Consider the following 15,543-nt stretch of genomic DNA (forward strand, 5'->3'; position numbering starts at 1 on the left):
ATCTGGTAGCCCTTGGGCAGGTCGGGGTAAAAGTAGTTTTTGCGTGCAAAAATACTTTTTTCGGCAATGTGGGCGTTCACGGCCAGGCCGAATTCGATGGCGCGCTGGACCGCACCCTTGTTCATCACCGGCAGCGCCCCGGGCAGGGCAAAGTCCACGGCGGACGCCTGCGTGTTGGGCTCGGCGCCAAACGCCGTGGAGGCGCGGCTGAAAATTTTCGATTTCGTCGTGAGCTGGGTGTGGGTTTCAAAGCCGATGACGACTTCGTAGCCCTGCACCAGCAGGGATTTCGTGTCTTTGCTCATGCCAAAACTCCTGGCGTTTTTTGATGCCAGTCCGTCGCCAGCTGGAACTGGTGCGCGGTGCCCAGCAGTTGCGCTTCCTTGAAATAGTTGCCAATCAGTTGCAGGCCCACCGGCATGCCATGCGCACCGAAACCGGCTGGAATGCTCATGCCGGGCAGGCCAGCCAGGCTCGATGACAGCGTGTAGATGTCGGCCAGGTAATTGGCCACCGGGTCGTCGGATTTTTCGCCGATCCTCCAGGCTACGGTGGGCGACACCGGGCCAGCAATCACGTCGCATTGCGTGAAGGCTTTCTGGAAGTCCTGGGCAATCAGGCGGCGGATTTTCTGCGCCTTGAGGTAGTAGGCATCGTAGTAGCCGTGCGACAGCACATAGGTGCCTATCATGATGCGGCGCGTGGCCTCAAGGCCAAAGCCTTCGGAGCGCGACTTTTTGTACATGTCGGTCAGGTCGGTGTAGTGCGCGGCGCGGTGGCCATAGCGCACGCCGTCAAAGCGGCTCAGGTTGCTGCTGGCTTCGGCCGGGGCGATGACGTAGTACACCGGGATCGACAGCTCGGTCAGCGGCAGGCTCACGTCAACCAGCGTGGCGCCCAGCTTTTCAAATTCGCCCAGCGCACTGCGCACGGCGGCCAGCACGTCGGCAGAGCAGCCCGCGCCGAAAAACTGCGTGGGCAGGCCAATTCTTAAGCCTTTTAGGGGTGTAGCCCCCGTCCCATGAGCGCTTGCAGCTATCAAATCAGTAGCATAGTCGGTTGCGGGCAGATCCAGCGAGGTCGAATCGCGGTCCGGGTCCGGCCCGGCCATGGCCGACAGCAGCAGGGCGCAGTCCAGGGCGCTGCGCGCCATCGGGCCGGCCTGGTCCAGGCTGGAGGCAAAAGCCACCATGCCGTAGCGTGAGCAGCGGCCGTAGGTCGGCTTGATGCCGGTGATGCCGGTGAGCGATGCGGGCTGGCGGATCGAGCCGCCGGTGTCGGTGCCGGTGGCCACGGGCACCAGCCGTGCCGCCACGGCCGCCGCCGAGCCGCCCGAGGAACCGCCGGGAACGCGGCGGGTGTCCCAGGGGTTGTGCACCGGCTGGTAGGCGCTGTTGTCGCTGCCCGAGCCCATGGCGAACTCGTCGCAATTGAGCTTGCCCAGCGTGACCATGCCGGCGCCACCGGGGGAGACGCCCAGTTTGCTGACCACGGTCGCATCAAAGGGGCTGCGGTAGTTTTCCAGCATTTTTGAGCCGGCGGTCGTGGGGAAGTCGCGGGTCACAAACACGTCCTTGTGCGCCAGCGGCACGCCCAGCAAGGGCGTGCGTTCGCCGGCGGCCAGCCGCGCGTCGGCGGCTCTGGCCTGCGCCAGAGACACGTCGGCATTGGTGGCCAGAAAAGCGCCCAGGCTGTCGTGTTGCTGGATGCGCGCAAGGAAGTGCTGCGTCACCTCGACGCTGGAGACTTCGCGGGCGGCCAGCTTGGCGGACAGTTGCGCCACGCCGAGGTCGTGCAAGTCGGTAGGAGCGATGTTTCGGGCGTTCATATTGGCAGGGCTGCTCATTCGATCACCTTGGGCACCAAAAACAGGCCGCGCTCCACGGCGGGCGCGCTGATTTGGCTGGCCTCGCGCTGGTTGGGTTCGCTGGCGATATCGTCGCGCAGGCGCAAGGCCACCTCGCCCAGCACTGCAGCAGGGTGGGCCAGCGGCTCCACGCCGTCGGTATTGACGGCTTCCATTTGCTCCACCAGGGCGAAAAAGCCGTTGAGCTGGCGCAGGGTATGCTCGGTTTCGTCAGGACGCAACTCTAGCCGGGCCAGGTTGGCGACGCGTGCGATGTCTTGGAGTGTCAGTGCCATGGGGTGGTAGTGAAGGAATACAGAGGAAGAATTACAGCGTAGGGAACACAGCAGAAAACGGAAGCTGAAACGAGGTGTAAAGCTGAAAAAACGGTCCTTGCGGGACCATGGATTCACAGGGGATGCGGTATTATCCTGCCTTTGGTCTGAAATCGGGGCTGGTTGCACTCTTTAGGCGCTTTTTAGGTGCTGGAAGCTAGGTTTCGGAAGACTTTGGCTCAACTGCCCTCATTATTGGTTAATCATAAAAGGCGATGAAGCAGCGAAGCTTGCTCATGCCCAACTGGACTCCTGCATATGTTTGAATCATTCCGTCGGTATTTTTCCACCGACCTGGCAATCGACCTTGGTACCGCCAACACCCTGATTTTTGTTCGTGACCACGGTATTGTTCTTGATGAGCCTTCCGTGGTGGCGATTCGCCACGAAGGCGGTCCCCAAGGCAAGAAAACCATCCAGGCGGTTGGCCGCGAGGCCAAAGCCATGCTGGGCAAGGTGCCTGGCAACATCGAAGCCATTCGCCCGATGAAGGATGGCGTGATTGCCGATTTCACAGTGACCGAGCAGATGCTCAAGCAGTTCATCAAGATGGTGCATCCGCGCAGCTTCTTCAAGCCCAGCCCGCGCATCATCATCTGTGTGCCCTGCGGCTCCACCCAGGTCGAGCGCCGCGCCATCCGTGAAAGTGCCCTGGGCGCCGGTGCCAGCGATGTGTATCTGATTGAGGAACCCATGGCGGCAGCCATTGGCGCGGGTCTGCCCGTCTCCGAAGCCAGCGGCTCCATGGTGGTCGATATCGGCGGCGGTACCACCGAGGTCGGCGTGATCTCGCTGGGCGGCATGGTCTACAAAGGCAGCGTACGCGTCGGTGGCGACCGTTTTGACGAGGCCATCATCAACTACATCCGCCGCAACTACGGCATGCTGATTGGCGAGCCCACCGCTGAAGCCATCAAGAAAAGCATCGGTTCGGCCTTCCCGGGCTCCGAGGTCAAGGAAATGGAAGTCAAAGGCCGCAACCTGTCAGAAGGCGTGCCGCGCAGCTTCACGATCTCGAGCAACGAGATTCTCGAAGCCCTGACCGACCCGCTCAACAACATCGTCAGCGCGGTGAAAAACGCACTGGAGCAGACGCCGCCCGAGCTGGGCGCCGACATTGCCGAGCGCGGCATGATGCTGACCGGCGGCGGTGCGTTGCTGCGTGACCTGGACCGCCTGCTGGCCGAAGAAACCGGCTTGCCGGTGCTGGTGGCCGAAGACCCGCTGACCTGCGTGGTGCGCGGCTGTGGCATTGCGTTGGAGCGCATGGACCGCATGGGTTCGATCTTTACCTCGGAATAAGCCCTTCCACGCCGTCCTCACGCCGTCCGTCATACTGCACGCCTACCGCATGAAGCGGGGCTAGCCTGACAGCGAACCATGACCCTAGGAACCATCGACAGATCCCCGCCGCCCTTTTTCAAGCAGGGGCCGTCGGCGCTGTCCAAGCTGATGTTCTTCGGTGCGCTGTCGCTGTTGTTGATGGTGGCTGACGCACGGTTTCGTGTCAGCCAGCCGGTTCGCGCGGTGCTTGCCCCCGCGCTGTACCCGGTGCAATGGCTGGCCCTGCAGCCGGTGCAGGTGCTAAGAAGCGCCAGCGACTATTTCACCAGCCTGAGCCAGGCCGAATCCAGCAGTAAGGAAGCCAGTAAAAAGCTGGCGCTGCAGTCGCTACGCGCCGGCCAGGTCGAGCAGCTGACGCTGGAAAACAGCCGGCTGCGCAAACTGCTGGCGCTGCGCGAACAGCTCGCCACCCCGGTCATGGCTGCCGAAGTGTTGTATGACGCAGCGGATCCCTACACGCGCAAGGTCATCATCGACAAGGGCTTGCTCCAGGGCGTGGACCTGGGTTCGCCCGTGCTGGACGAGTCCGGTGTGCTGGGGCAGGTCACCCGTGTGCATCCGCTGGTCAGTGAAGTCACGCTGGTAGTGGACCGCGATCTGGCCATTCCCGTGCTCAATGTGCGCACTGGCGCGCGCAGCGTGGCCTATGGCGACCCAGCCGCCTCCGGCAGCGGCCTGGAGTTGCGTTTCATGGGCAGCAACTCGGACCTGCAGCAGGGTGACCTGCTGACCACCAGCGGCATCGACGGCATTTATCCTGCGGGCTTGCCCGTTGCCAGGATCAGCCGTATTGAGCGGCGCCCCGAATCGACTTTCGCCAAAATTTACTGTGTACCGCTGGCGCTTGTCACAGGCGCGCGGCAGGTCATCGTGGTCAAGCCTGTCTCCAGCCAGATACCGCCGCGGCCCGGTAGCGCGGCGCCGGACGATCGCGTAATTCGAGCGAAGAAGGGCGCCTCCAAATGATCATGCGGTCCGGCCAGCAGCTGCTGTTGCCCGCCAATCCGGTGTTTATCTGGTTCAGCCTGATTGCGGCGCTGCTGCTGGACATGCTGCCGCTGGGTCGCGTGCCCTGGATGCCCGATTTCCTGGCGCTGGTGCTGGTCTTCTGGAACGTGCACCAGCCGCTGCGCGTGGGCATTGGCGTGGCCTTCCTGTTCGGCCTGACCATGGATGTGCACCAGTCTTCCCTGCTTGGGCAGCATGCGCTGTCTTACACGGCGCTGAGTTTTTTTGCTGCCATGATTCACCGCCGGCTGCTCTGGTTCACGGTGCCGTCGCAGGCCTTGCAGCTGTTGCCGTTGTTCGCGGTGGCGCACGGCGTGGAGCTCATCATTCGCATGCTAGGCGGCGGCATTTTCCCGGGCTGGATCATGCTGTTTGCCCCGCTGGGCGAGGCGCTGCTGTGGCCCGTCGTCAGCGTGCTGCTGCTGGTGCCGCAGCGTCGCGCACCTGATCCGGACCAGAATCGCCCCTTGTGAGATTTTGTGGGACAGACCGCAGACGCCAGCCGCAGGCCAGCGGCAAGCTCTGTCCCCAACTGATCAGGTGTATTTCTGCTGGCAGTTCGTCACCCGTATTGAGTCCGATTTTTATGACTAATTTTTGTCCCCACCTGATTAAATGGTTTTCTCTCAGGCACCATTACCCGAGCTGTAAGTCCCACTTCCATGACTGAACTCAGAAACGTCGAAGCCGACCTGTCCCGCTTTCGTGCTCGTGTGCTGGTGGCGAGCCTGGTGGTGCTCTGTGCCTTTGCGTTGCTGGCTGCGCGGCTGGTGTATCTGCAGGTGGTTCGCCATGCGGACCTGAGCGAGCAGGCGGAAAGCAACCGCACGGCCATCGTTCCCATCGTGCCCAACCGCGGACTGATTCTGGACCGCAACGGCGTGGTGTTGGCGACCAACTACTCGGCTTACACGCTGGAGATCACGCCGTCCAAGGTGGACAACCTGGAGGAAACCATCGCGGCGCTGGAGAAGGTGGTGGACATCCAGCCGCGCGACAAGCGGCGCTTCAAGCGCCTGCGTGAAGAGTCGAAAAATTTTGAATCACTGCCCATACGCACGCGCCTGACCGACGAGGAAGTAGCACGGTTTGCGGCGCAGCGCTTTCGTTTTCCCGGTGTGGACATCAAGGCGCGGCTGTTCCGCAGCTACCCCCTTGGCGAATTGGGCAGCCATGTGGTGGGCTACATAGGCCGTATCAACCAGGCGGAAAAAGACAACATCGAAAACAACGATGACGAAGGCAATTACCGCGGCACCGACTACATCGGCAAGCTCGGGGTTGAGCAGAATTTTGAGCAGCAGCTGCACGGCACCACCGGCGTCGAGCGGATGGAAACCTCGGCTGCTGGTCGCGCCGTGCGCAAGCTGGCCAACAATCCGGCCACGCCCGGCGATACCGTGATGCTGTCGCTGGACATCCGCTTGCAAAAACTGGTTGAGGACATGTTTGGTGAGCGCCGCGGTGCGCTGGTGGCGCTGGACCCGAAGACCGGCGACGTGCTGGCGTTTGTCAGCAAGCCGACGTTCGACCCCAACCTGTTTGTCGATGGCATCGATACCGAAAGCTGGCAGGCCCTCAATGAGTCCATCGACAAGCCGTTGTTGAATCGAGCCCTGCGGGGGACTTACCCGCCTGGCTCGACCTACAAGCCCTTCGTGGCCATGGCCGCCCTGCAGACGGGTACACGCTCGCCCACGGCATTGATCAACGACCCCGGCTATTTCATGTTCGGTGGCCGCCGCTTTGGCAGCCCGGAGAACGAGCGCGGCGGCATCATGGACATGCACCGCGCCATTGTCGAATCAAGCAACGTGTATTTCTACTCGCTGGCCAACGACCTTGGCGTGGACGTGATGCACGACTTCATGAAGCCGCTGGGCTTTGGCCAGATCACCGGCATCGACATCAATGGCGAAGTGCGCGGCGTGCTGCCCAGCCAGGCCTGGAAACGCAGCTATTTCAAACGTCCCGAGCAGAAAAAATGGTTTGCCGGGGAAACCATCTCGCTGGGCATTGGCCAGGGCTACAACAGCTTCACCATGTTGCAGCTGGCGCAGGCCACCGCCGTGCTGGCCAACAACGGCATCAAGCACAAGCCGCGTCTGGTGATTGGCACCCAGGACCCGGCGACGCACGTGATGCAAGCGCTGCCGGCCGATCCTCCTATAGATCTGGGCTACAAGCCGGAGAACGTGGCCATCGTGCGCAAGGCCCTGGTGGACGTCACGCAAGTGGGCACCTCGGCCCGGGTGTTTGCCGGAGCGGGCTACCTGAGCGGCGGCAAAACCGGTACGGCGCAGGCGGTGACGATGGGCCAGAAAGACAAATACAACAAAGCCAGGATGGAAGAGCATCAGCGTGACCACGCGCTGTACATCGCGTTTGCACCGGCCGATGATCCCAAAATCGCGCTCGCGGTGATTGTGGAAAACGCAGGCTGGGGCGCGGCCGCAGCCGCCCCCATTGCGCGTCGCGTGTTTGACTACATGCTGCTCGGGCAGTACCCCAGCGAGGAAGACATGGCCGCCGTACAAAAAGGGTTGGCGGGTGCGCCGATTGGCAAGCCGCGTCTGGCCGCCGAGATGGCCGGGCTGCTGGCGACAGGCGGTAACGGGCGAGCCCCTGCAGGTTCTCCAGGGCCGCAGGCCGCAGCGGTGACCGCCCCCAAGGCGGCCAATGCTGCCAAAGCAGCTGAACCAGCAAAGGGGACGGCCGCTGAGAAGGCCATCGCCAAGCTCGCGTCACCGGGGTCTGCGCTCCACGTCAACGCAGACTAGGCGCGTTCACGTGCTGCTGGGGCCAAAACGCAGGCCCAGGGTGCTATTTCCAGCTATTTCAGGAAAGCGTCAAAACCGGTCTTCAGAATCAGCGCGCTGACCACCCCAATAAACATCAGCCGCACAAAGCCCGCCCCGTGCTTGAGCGCCAGGCGCGTGCCCAGCAAACTGCCCACCACATTGGCAACGGCCATGGTGAGGGCGAAATGCCACCAGATATGACCCTTGTAGGCAAACAGTGCCAGCGCCGCCAGATTGGTGGCGCTGTTGATCAGCTTGGCCGAGGCCGAGGCGTTTAAAAAATCGTAGCCCAGCCAGCGCACAAACAAAAAGACCAAAAAGCTGCCGGTACCGGGGCCGAAAAACCCATCGTAAAACCCCAGCACTAGGCCAACACAGCAGGCTGCTGCCGTCTCCGCATGGCCGGTAAAGCGGGGTGTATGGTGGCAGCCCAGGTCTTTTTTCACCAGGGTATAGAGCAGCACCGCGAGCAATACAAAAGGCAGGGCTTTGCGTAAAAAGTCCGGGGACATGCTGGTGACCAGCCAGGCGCCCGCCAGCGAGCCGGCAAAGCCTGCCGCTGCGGCCGGCAACAGGGCCGCCCAGCGCAAGTTCACGCGGCGGGCATATTGCGTGGTTGCTACCGCCGTGCCCCAGATGGAGGCCCCCTTGTTCACGCCAAACAGTGTGGCCGGGTGCGTGGTCGGAAAGACGGCAAACAGGGCTGGCACCAGAATCAGGCCGCCACCGCCAACGATGGAGTCCACAAAACCTGCAGCCAAGGACGCGAACGAAACAATCAGTAACTCCATGGCCCCGATTGTCTCATTGCACTGAAATCGCCAATTGCTTCCGAATTGATAGCTACATGCATCCGTGCTATATGGGCTGCATGTCAATTTGGCTAAAAATTTACGGAAAACAAGCGGACATAAAAAAAGCGCTGGGGTTGCCAGCGCTTTTGTCAAACAAACATCTCGTGGAATGTTTGTTTGTGTATTTCTAATTGCTCTTTTGTGTCTCCTCGACTCCTCGCATTGCGAGCAGCAAGGCTCGTCAGCAAGACCTTCAATGTACCCTGCGACCTGCGATAGGGCATTGGGAGTTTCCCGCCCCCGGGATGGCCCGAGCTGTGTACGCACCTGGACTTTGCCCGGTCATGCGGTGCCGCTGGAAGTTAACTCGCAGGCCGTCAAACCCCATTCCGTATCCACTGCGCCGCCATCTCCGCGATCATCAGCGTGGGTGAGTTGGTGTTGCCGCTGGTGATCAGCGGCATCACGCCGGCATCGACCACGCGCAGGCCGCGGATGCCGCGTACCCTGAGGTGCGAGTCCACCACCGCCATCGGGTCGTCGCCCGCGCCCATTTTGGTGGTGCCCACCGGGTGGAAGATGGTGGTGGCGATGTCGCCGGCCAGTCGCGCGAGTTCTTCATCGGTTTGAAACTGCACGCCGGGCCTGAATTCTTCAGGCTGGTATTTGGCGAGCGCGCTCTGGCTGACGATGTTGCGCGTCACGCGCAGGGAGTCGGCCGCCACCTGGCGGTCTTCGGCCGTGCTCAGGTAATTGGGCGCAATTGCCGGGGCATCTTCAAAGCGGCCGCTTTTGATCTGAACGCTGCCCCGGCTGCTCGGGTTGAGGTTGCAGACACTGGCGGTAAACGCATTGAAGCTGTGCAGGGGCTGGCCAAACGCATCCAGCGACAGCGGCTGGACGTGGTATTCGATGTTGGGATAGGGCTGGTCGGCGGAGCTGCGCGTGAAGGCGCCCAACTGCGATGGCGCCATGCTCATGGGGCCGCTGCGTTTGAACGCGTATTCGAGCCCTATTTTTGCCTTGCCCAGCAGTGAATTGACCATGGTGTTGAGCGTGCGCACGCCCTGCACCTTGTAGACTGAGCGGATTTGCAGGTGGTCCTGCAGGTTGGCGCCCACACCGGGCAGGTCTTGCACCACGGGGATGCCGTGCTGCTGCAGCAACGCGGCCGGCCCAATGCCCGAGAGCTGCAGAATCTGCGGCGAGCCGATGCTGCCTGCGCACAGGATGACCTCGCCCATGTGCTCTGAGTCCCGGGTCGCCAGCGCCGTGACTTGCCCGGTGTGCTCCTGGCCGGTCCACGCCTCAACACCGGTACAGCGCTGGCTGCCATCGGGCTGTTGCTCGATCCGCAGCTTGCACACCTGCGCATGGGTCCACAGTTCAAAATTGGGGCGGGCGAAGCAGGTCGGCCTCAAAAAGGCTTTGGCGGTATTCCAGCGCCAGCCGTTTTTCTGGTTGACCTCAAAGTAGCCCACGCCTTCGTTGTTGCCGCGGTTGAAGTCGGCGGTAGCCGGAATGCCGATTTGCTGTGCGGCCTCGGCAAACGCATCCAGAATGTCCCAGCGCAGGCGCTGTTTTTCGATGCGCCACTCCCCGCCTGCGTTGTGGTGACGCAGCAGTTTCTGGTAAGGGTTGAGGGGGTCCTGCATCAACTCGGGGGCCACGCCGCGCGCGCCGTGCATCGCGTCTGCGCCCTTGTAGTGGTCTTCATGCAGCTTGAAGTGGGGCAAGACGTTTTCCCAGCGCCAGGCGGTGTCGCCGGTCAGCTGCGCCCACTGGTCGTAGTTGCGTGCCTGGCCGCGCATGTAAATCATGCCGTTGATGCTGGAGCAGCCGCCCAGCGTTTTGCCGCGCGGGTAACGCAGCGCCCGGCCGTTGAGGCCGGCGTCCGGCTCGGTGTTGTAGAGCCAGTCGGTGCGCGGGTTGCCAATGCAGTGCAGGTAACCCACCGGAATGTGAATCCAGTGGTAGTCATCCTTGCGGCCGGCCTCAATCAGCAGCACGCGTTTGGACGCGTCGGCGCTCAGGCGGTTGGCCAGCAAGCAACCGGCCGTGCCGGCGCCAATGATGATGTAGTCGAAAATCTGTTCGTTGTCTTGCATGGATGTTCCTTGCCTCGTGGTTTCCGGCTGCGTTTTTTTTCGTGGTGGCCGTAGCCGGGTAACGCTAGTATCGAGCTATCCTGCCTGTGCTGCCTAGCGCAGGGCTGACCATCACACCAAGTTCAGATTGTGGCAAAACCTGACCGTTCGTGCGGCGGGGATTACCCGCTTGCTGCGGCGCCTTGCATCCGCAGCCCGGTGCCAGGAGCACGCTGCAGGCAGCGGCCGCGCCGACGGAACCGGCCCCTCCCTTGCCCTGGTCGTCTGTAGGACCAGAGCGATAGAGCGCTGGCGTCTGATTGCATTTATGTTCCCAGCAGTTACCATGGTAGTTTTGAGCTGAACGCGGTTAACCCGTTCGCAAGTCCGACGCTCTCGGCCTCACTCATGCTTATGGAAGACTCCACCCCCCGGATTGAACAGCAGGACACGCCCGATGGCCGGTCGTTTGTCGTGCGGGGGGCGTGGACGGCGGCAGACCTTACGGGCAAGCCGGTATGGGACGCGCTGACGGCGCAGCTCAAGCGTCTGGGCAGCGAGACATCTGTTATCCGCTGGAATCTCAGTCAGATTGAAAAGCTCGATTACCTGGGCGCGCAGGTATTGTGGAACCACTGGGGCCGCCACTGGCCGGAACAGCTGCAGATTGAGCCCAGCCAGCGTGCGATGCTGGAAACCGCCGCCAAATTCACGGTCAGCCTGCCGAAAGTGCGCAAGACCGGGTGGAAAGAGCCCATCATCTTGCTGGGCAGCCGGGTGCTTGCCCTGGTCGACCACACCAAAGGTCTGGTGCGCCTGATTGGCCAGTTGCTGCTCGACATCATCCGGCTCATCCGGCGTCCGCGGGAAGGGCCGTGGCGCGATTTCTCCGGCCATCTGTACCACATCGGCGCCACGGCGCTGCCCATCACCGCGCTGGTGGGCTTTCTGATTGGGGTGGTGCTGGCCTACCTGATTTCGCAGCAGCTGCGCAAGTTTGGGGCCGATACCTTCATCGTGAACATTCTCGGTATTTCGCTGATCCGGGAGCTCGGTCCGGTGCTGGCCGCCATACTGATCGCCGGGCGAAGCGGCTCGGCCATCACGGCGCAGATCGGCGTGATGCGGGTCACCGAAGAGCTCGATGCCATGCGCGTCATGGGCATTGCGCGGGGCTTTCGGCTGGTGATGCCGCGCGCGCTGGCGCTGGCAGTGGTGATGCCGCTGATCAGTCTCTGGACCACCCTGGCGGCGCTGCTGGGCGGCATGCTGGCCGCCGATATTTCGATGGACGTGACGCCCTCGTATTTCATCCACTCGCTGCCGGCTGCGGTGGAGGTGGCCAACCTGACGCTGGCCACCGCCAAGTCCATCGTGTTTGGCTTGCTGATTGCGCTGGTGGGATGCCACTATGGCTTGCGCGTCAAACCCAATACCGAGAGCCTGGGGCAGGGCACCACAGCCTCGGTGGTCACGTCGATCACCGTGGTGATTCTGGTCGATGCGCTGTTTGCGGTGCTGTTCAAAAACGTAGGCATATGACTGACGCCGTCGTCGAAATCCGCAAGCTGTGGACTGTTTTCCAGAACGGCGACAAGAAATCCGTCGTGCACAAGGACCTTGACCTGACGGTGGAGCGCGGCGAAGTGTTGTCGCTGGTCGGGGGCTCGGGCACGGGCAAGACGGTGCTGCTGCGCCAGATACTGGGGCTTGAAACGCCGACCCAGGGCGAGATCACCGTGCTGGGCAAACCGGCCGCCGAGCTGGGCAAGCGGGGCGCTGCGCGCCGCGTTGGCATGCTGTTTCAGCACGGTGCATTGTTTTCGGCCTTCACCGTGCTTGAAAACATTGCCTTTCCCCTGCGCGAACTCAAAACCCTGCCAGGCGAGCTGATTCGCGAGGCGGCCATGGTCAAGCTGCAAATGGTGGGCCTGGGCCCGGAGGTGGCCGACAAGATGCCCAGTGAGCTGTCGGGCGGCATGGTCAAGCGGGTGGCGCTGGCGCGCGCCCTTATCATGGATCCGCCGCTGCTGCTGCTTGACGAGCCCACGTCCGGGCTGGATCCGGAAAGCGCCGATAGTTTTTGTTCGCTGCTGCGTTCCCTGCACAAGGATATGGCGCTGACGGTGGTGATGGTGACGCACGATCTGGACACCTTGTTCGAACTCAGTACCCGGATTGCCGTGCTGGCCGAGCAGAAGGTCATCATCAACGATGTGCCCAGGAACGTGGTGGCGTTTGCGCATCCTTTTATTCAAGCATTTTTCCTCGGGGAAAGGGGTCAACGCGCGATGGTGCTGCTGCGCGAATCCCCTGCAACCGTTTAGAAAGGTTTCCAACATGGAAAACAAAGCCCATGCCCTGGCCGCCGGCGCATTTGTGCTGGTGGTTACCGCCCTGCTGGCCCTGCTGGCCATCTGGCTCACGCACGACAACAGCCAGCGGGACCTGTATGAAATGAGCACGGGTAAAACCATCTCGGGCCTGCAGCCGCAGGCCGCGGTGCGCTTTCGCGGCGTGCCGGTCGGCAAGGTCGAGCTCATCGGCTTTGATGCCAAGGTCAAGGGCAATGTGCTGATTCGTGTCTCCATAGACCGCGCCGCGCCCGTGACTAAATCGACGTTTGCCACGGTGGCTTACCAGGGCGTGACAGGGCTGGGCTTTATCCAACTCGATGACAACGGCGGGTCGGCAGAACGGCTGGTGCCTAACGACCAAGATCCGCCGCGCATACCGCTCAAGCCGGGTACTCTCGACAAATTACTCAAGCAGAGCGAAGTCATTTTTAACCAGGTAGAGCTGGCCAGCACCCGCCTGAACAAACTGCTTTCCGACGAGAACCAGCAGGCCGTCACCACCGCCGTCACGCAGCTCAGTGAGGCCGCGGGCAGCCTCAACCGCGTGGCCAAAGGCCTGGAGCCCACGGTGGCCACCTTACCCGCCCTGTCGCGCGATACCCATGAAACCGTACAGTCGGTGAAAGCCGCAGCCGACGAGGTGCGCACCACGGCGCGGCGCCTGAATGAAAAGGGCGGGCCGCTCGACAAGCTCTCGCAAGGCGGCACGGCCCTGGCCGCAGGCGTGGAAACCTTCAGTGCCGCCACGCTGCCAAAGCTGGGCGAGGTGGCCGATGAAACGGCACGCGCCATGCGCCAGTTGCGGCGCACCGTGAGCGCTGTGGACGACAACCCGCAGGCGCTGATTTTTGGCAACGGCCCATCGGTGCCGGGTCCGGGCGAGGCTGGCTTTTCTGCGACTGGAGTCAAAAAATGATGCGGCATTCTCTCAACTGTCTTCAAAGTGCTATTAATTCAATAGCTGCTCGTGCACGTCAATACTTGACCACGGCTATTTTTCCCTTAATAATTTCAGTCGGGGCGCTGAGCGGCTGCGCGCTGCCCGACAAGCCGACGCGCGCCACCATGTATGACTTCGGGCCGGGCACCTTGCTCACCCAGCCCGCCACGCGTCAGCTGACCGTGCCATCCTTGCCGCCGCTGGCGATTGACGACATCGCTACCTCCGGCGGTGCGCTGGACAACATGGCGGTGTTGTACCGCCTCGGCTACGCCGATGCACAGCAGCTGCGCCCTTACGCGCAGGCGCGCTGGAGCATGCCGCCCGCGCAACTGGTGCGCCAGCGCCTGCGCGAGCAGCTGAGCCAGCGCCGCGCGGTGTTCAATGCGCGCGAGCGCGTGGCGCTTAACCGCAGCCAGAACGCCGTGCTGCCGCTGCTGCTCCGGCTGGAGCTGGAAGAGTTCAGCCAGCTGTTCACCACACCCGATGCCAGCGTCGGCCTGATTCGCCTGCGCGCCACACTGCTGGAAATAACGCCCGCCGGTGAAAAACTGCTGGGCCAGCGCAATGTGGTGGTGCAGCGCCCCGCCACCAGCGCCGATGCGGCTGGCGGCGTGCGCGCGCTGACGGCGGCAACCGACGCCGCCATTGAAGAGCTGGATCAGTGGCTGCAGCAGGCGCCTGCGCGCTAAAAAGCTATCCGCGCAGGATCGGAAACAGCTTGCCCAGGCCGTCCGCCATCACTTCAACAGCCAGCGCCGCCAGGATCAGACCCATCAAACGGGTCATCACATTGATGCCGGTTTTCCCGAGCACGCGGGCAATCGGCTCGGCCAGGGAAAAACACAGCGCTGTCGCCAGGCCGATAACCACGCCGTAGCCGACCAGCGTGCCAAGCTGGAAAAGCGTCTTGGCCTTTTCAGCGTAGATCACCACCGTGGACATGGTGGCCGGGCCGGTGAGCAGGGGAATGGTCAGCGGCACCACGGCAATGCTGGCGCCCATGGCCGCCTTTGCCGCGCCGTCTTCCAGTTCGTGCGTTTGCGGCTTGGCTTCGGCCGGCTGGGCATTGAGCATGTTCATGGAACTGATCAGCAGCAGCATGCCACCGCCGACCTGGAAACTGGCCAGCGAGATACCAAAAAATTCCAGAATGTGCAGGCCCATCAGAGCGCTGATGGCAATCACGACAAAGGAGCTGAAAGATGAAATCAGGATCGTGCGCCGCCGCTGCGCCTTTGAAAAACCCTGCGTGTAGTGAATAAAAAACGGCACGATCGCCAGCGGATTGACTATGGCCAACAGCGTGACAAGCGGTTTGAAATCCATGGAAGTTCTTTCGCGGGTCGTTCGTCAAATGGCGGGTTTAACGGCGGCGGGCAGGGGCAGCATTTGACCAGTATCGGCGCAAAGTTGTCATCCGCGCAAAGTTTGAGCCTGGCCCCTGATTCAAGCCTCGGTCGGGGAGCCAGAAAAATTGAATGGAAACAGGCACTTGCGAAAAATCTCAGGTGCTTTTTTTTCTTGCCTGTGCAGTTTCTGTGTGGGGGGCTGCATCAGTTCGCCGGTCACCCCCTTTACTCGTCGGACCTGTGTGGGTGCACCGTAAGGACACGTTGCGCAACCAGATCAAGCGCCGGTCGTGCATTGCCTTGCTTGTCGGTCCAGACCTTTGGAGTGAGACTTCCCGCTATTGCCACAGCGTCACCCTCGCGCATTTCAAGCAATGCTGCCATGGGTGCGTCATCGAAGGTGATAACGTTGACAATCAGCGTCTCGCCATCGCTGGTTTGGGCCCGGACCTTGGCGACCACAAACGGCTTGTCACCCTTGCCCATGCGCCGCTCCGGGTCACCAAACACCTTACCTGCTATCAATCCATCAATCATCACGGCTCCACTTGGTAAATGGCAATCATGCCATCCGTCCGCTGCCCGCAATACGGAGCATCGAAAGACTTTCAGGGCTTGGGCAGCTTCCTGTCCTGGATCCCTTATCATTTGAGTGCCGGGCGCTGTCCGGTCTGAGTAT

General features: G+C 62.0%; 14 protein-coding genes and 1 pseudogene. 8 read left to right on the forward strand and 7 right to left on the reverse strand.

Annotation, left to right across the window (positions count from 1 at the left end; genetic code table 11):
* From gatB to gatC, 3 genes and pseudogenes are all read right to left on the reverse strand, one after another.
* Nucleotides 1-305, reverse strand: a pseudogene (gene gatB / locus B3F77_RS15865) (Asp-tRNA(Asn)/Glu-tRNA(Gln) amidotransferase GatCAB subunit B); the annotation flags it as partial.
* Nucleotides 302-1,828 carry an Asp-tRNA(Asn)/Glu-tRNA(Gln) amidotransferase subunit GatA gene (gene gatA / locus B3F77_RS15870; RefSeq protein WP_293605883.1) on the reverse strand — a complete coding sequence of 509 codons (1,527 nt, stop codon included), beginning with the start codon at nt 1,826-1,828 and terminating at the stop codon, nt 302-304. The gene gatA and the pseudogene gatB, both read right to left, overlap by 4 nt.
* 14 nt (nt 1,829-1,842) lie before the next feature.
* Complete coding sequence (gene gatC, locus B3F77_RS15875) at nt 1,843-2,142, reverse strand: Asp-tRNA(Asn)/Glu-tRNA(Gln) amidotransferase subunit GatC (protein WP_293605884.1); 300 nt, start codon at nt 2,140-2,142, stop codon at nt 1,843-1,845.
* A 297-nt stretch (nt 2,143-2,439) separates the two neighbouring features.
* Here gatC and B3F77_RS15880 point away from each other — a divergent pair, with 297 nt between their 5' ends.
* The 4 genes from B3F77_RS15880 (at nt 2,440) to mrdA (ending at nt 7,313) form a co-directional block, all read left to right on the forward strand.
* Nucleotides 2,440-3,483: a rod shape-determining protein gene (locus tag B3F77_RS15880; protein WP_293605885.1), complete on the forward strand. Its 1,044-nt coding sequence runs from the start codon at nt 2,440-2,442 to the stop codon at nt 3,481-3,483.
* 78 nt (nt 3,484-3,561) lie between these two features.
* The gene (mreC, locus tag B3F77_RS15885) at nt 3,562-4,491 is read left to right on the forward strand and encodes a rod shape-determining protein MreC (protein WP_293605886.1); all 930 of its coding nucleotides are present in this window, start codon (nt 3,562-3,564) and stop codon (nt 4,489-4,491) included.
* Nucleotides 4,488-5,006, forward strand: a complete 519-nt coding sequence (gene mreD / locus B3F77_RS15890) for a rod shape-determining protein MreD (protein WP_293605887.1) — start codon at nt 4,488-4,490, stop codon at nt 5,004-5,006. The genes mreC and mreD overlap by 4 nt, the downstream gene beginning before the upstream one ends.
* A 189-nt stretch (nt 5,007-5,195) precedes the next feature.
* Nucleotides 5,196-7,313, forward strand: coding sequence for a penicillin-binding protein 2 (mrdA, locus tag B3F77_RS15895; protein ID WP_293605888.1), 2,118 nt, complete (start codon nt 5,196-5,198; stop codon nt 7,311-7,313).
* Between the two features lie 53 nt (nt 7,314-7,366).
* On the opposite strand, the gene B3F77_RS15900 is transcribed toward mrdA, so the two are convergent.
* Nucleotides 7,367-8,125 carry a sulfite exporter TauE/SafE family protein gene (locus tag B3F77_RS15900; protein ID WP_293605889.1) on the reverse strand — a complete coding sequence of 253 codons (759 nt, stop codon included), beginning with the start codon at nt 8,123-8,125 and terminating at the stop codon, nt 7,367-7,369.
* Nucleotides 8,126-8,505: 380 nt separating this feature from the next.
* Nucleotides 8,506-10,236, reverse strand: a complete 1,731-nt coding sequence (locus tag B3F77_RS15905) for a GMC family oxidoreductase (protein ID WP_293605890.1) — start codon at nt 10,234-10,236, stop codon at nt 8,506-8,508.
* A 393-nt stretch (nt 10,237-10,629) separates the two neighbouring features.
* Between B3F77_RS15905 and B3F77_RS15910 the strand changes: the two genes are divergently transcribed.
* The 4 genes from B3F77_RS15910 to B3F77_RS15925 are packed head-to-tail and all read left to right on the forward strand — an operon-like array spanning nt 10,630 to nt 14,204.
* Nucleotides 10,630-11,757, forward strand: a complete 1,128-nt coding sequence (locus B3F77_RS15910) for an MlaE family ABC transporter permease (RefSeq protein ID WP_293605891.1) — start codon at nt 10,630-10,632, stop codon at nt 11,755-11,757.
* Entirely contained in the window at nt 11,754-12,542 is a 789-nt protein-coding gene (locus B3F77_RS15915; RefSeq protein WP_293605892.1) for an ABC transporter ATP-binding protein, read from the forward strand. Before B3F77_RS15910 ends, B3F77_RS15915 begins: the two co-directional genes overlap by 4 nt.
* Nucleotides 12,543-12,555: 13 nt before the next feature.
* Complete coding sequence (locus B3F77_RS15920) at nt 12,556-13,488, forward strand: MlaD family protein (protein WP_293605893.1); 933 nt, start codon at nt 12,556-12,558, stop codon at nt 13,486-13,488.
* The gene (locus B3F77_RS15925; RefSeq protein WP_293605894.1) at nt 13,485-14,204 is read left to right on the forward strand and encodes an ABC-type transport auxiliary lipoprotein family protein; all 720 of its coding nucleotides are present in this window, start codon (nt 13,485-13,487) and stop codon (nt 14,202-14,204) included. The genes B3F77_RS15920 and B3F77_RS15925 overlap by 4 nt, the downstream gene beginning before the upstream one ends.
* 4 nt (nt 14,205-14,208) lie before the next feature.
* Here B3F77_RS15925 and B3F77_RS15930 read toward each other — a convergent pair whose 3' ends face one another.
* Nucleotides 14,209-14,841 carry a MarC family protein gene (locus B3F77_RS15930; RefSeq protein ID WP_293605895.1) on the reverse strand — a complete coding sequence of 211 codons (633 nt, stop codon included), beginning with the start codon at nt 14,839-14,841 and terminating at the stop codon, nt 14,209-14,211.
* A gap of 248 nt (nt 14,842-15,089) precedes the next feature.
* Nucleotides 15,090-15,401: a single-stranded DNA-binding protein gene (locus B3F77_RS15935; RefSeq protein ID WP_293605896.1), complete on the reverse strand. Its 312-nt coding sequence runs from the start codon at nt 15,399-15,401 to the stop codon at nt 15,090-15,092.
* Between the last annotated feature and the right edge of the window lie 142 nt (nt 15,402-15,543).

The organism is Polaromonas sp. UBA4122, from assembly GCA_002381615.1.
GTDB lineage: Bacteria > Pseudomonadota > Gammaproteobacteria > Burkholderiales > Burkholderiaceae_C > Polaromonas.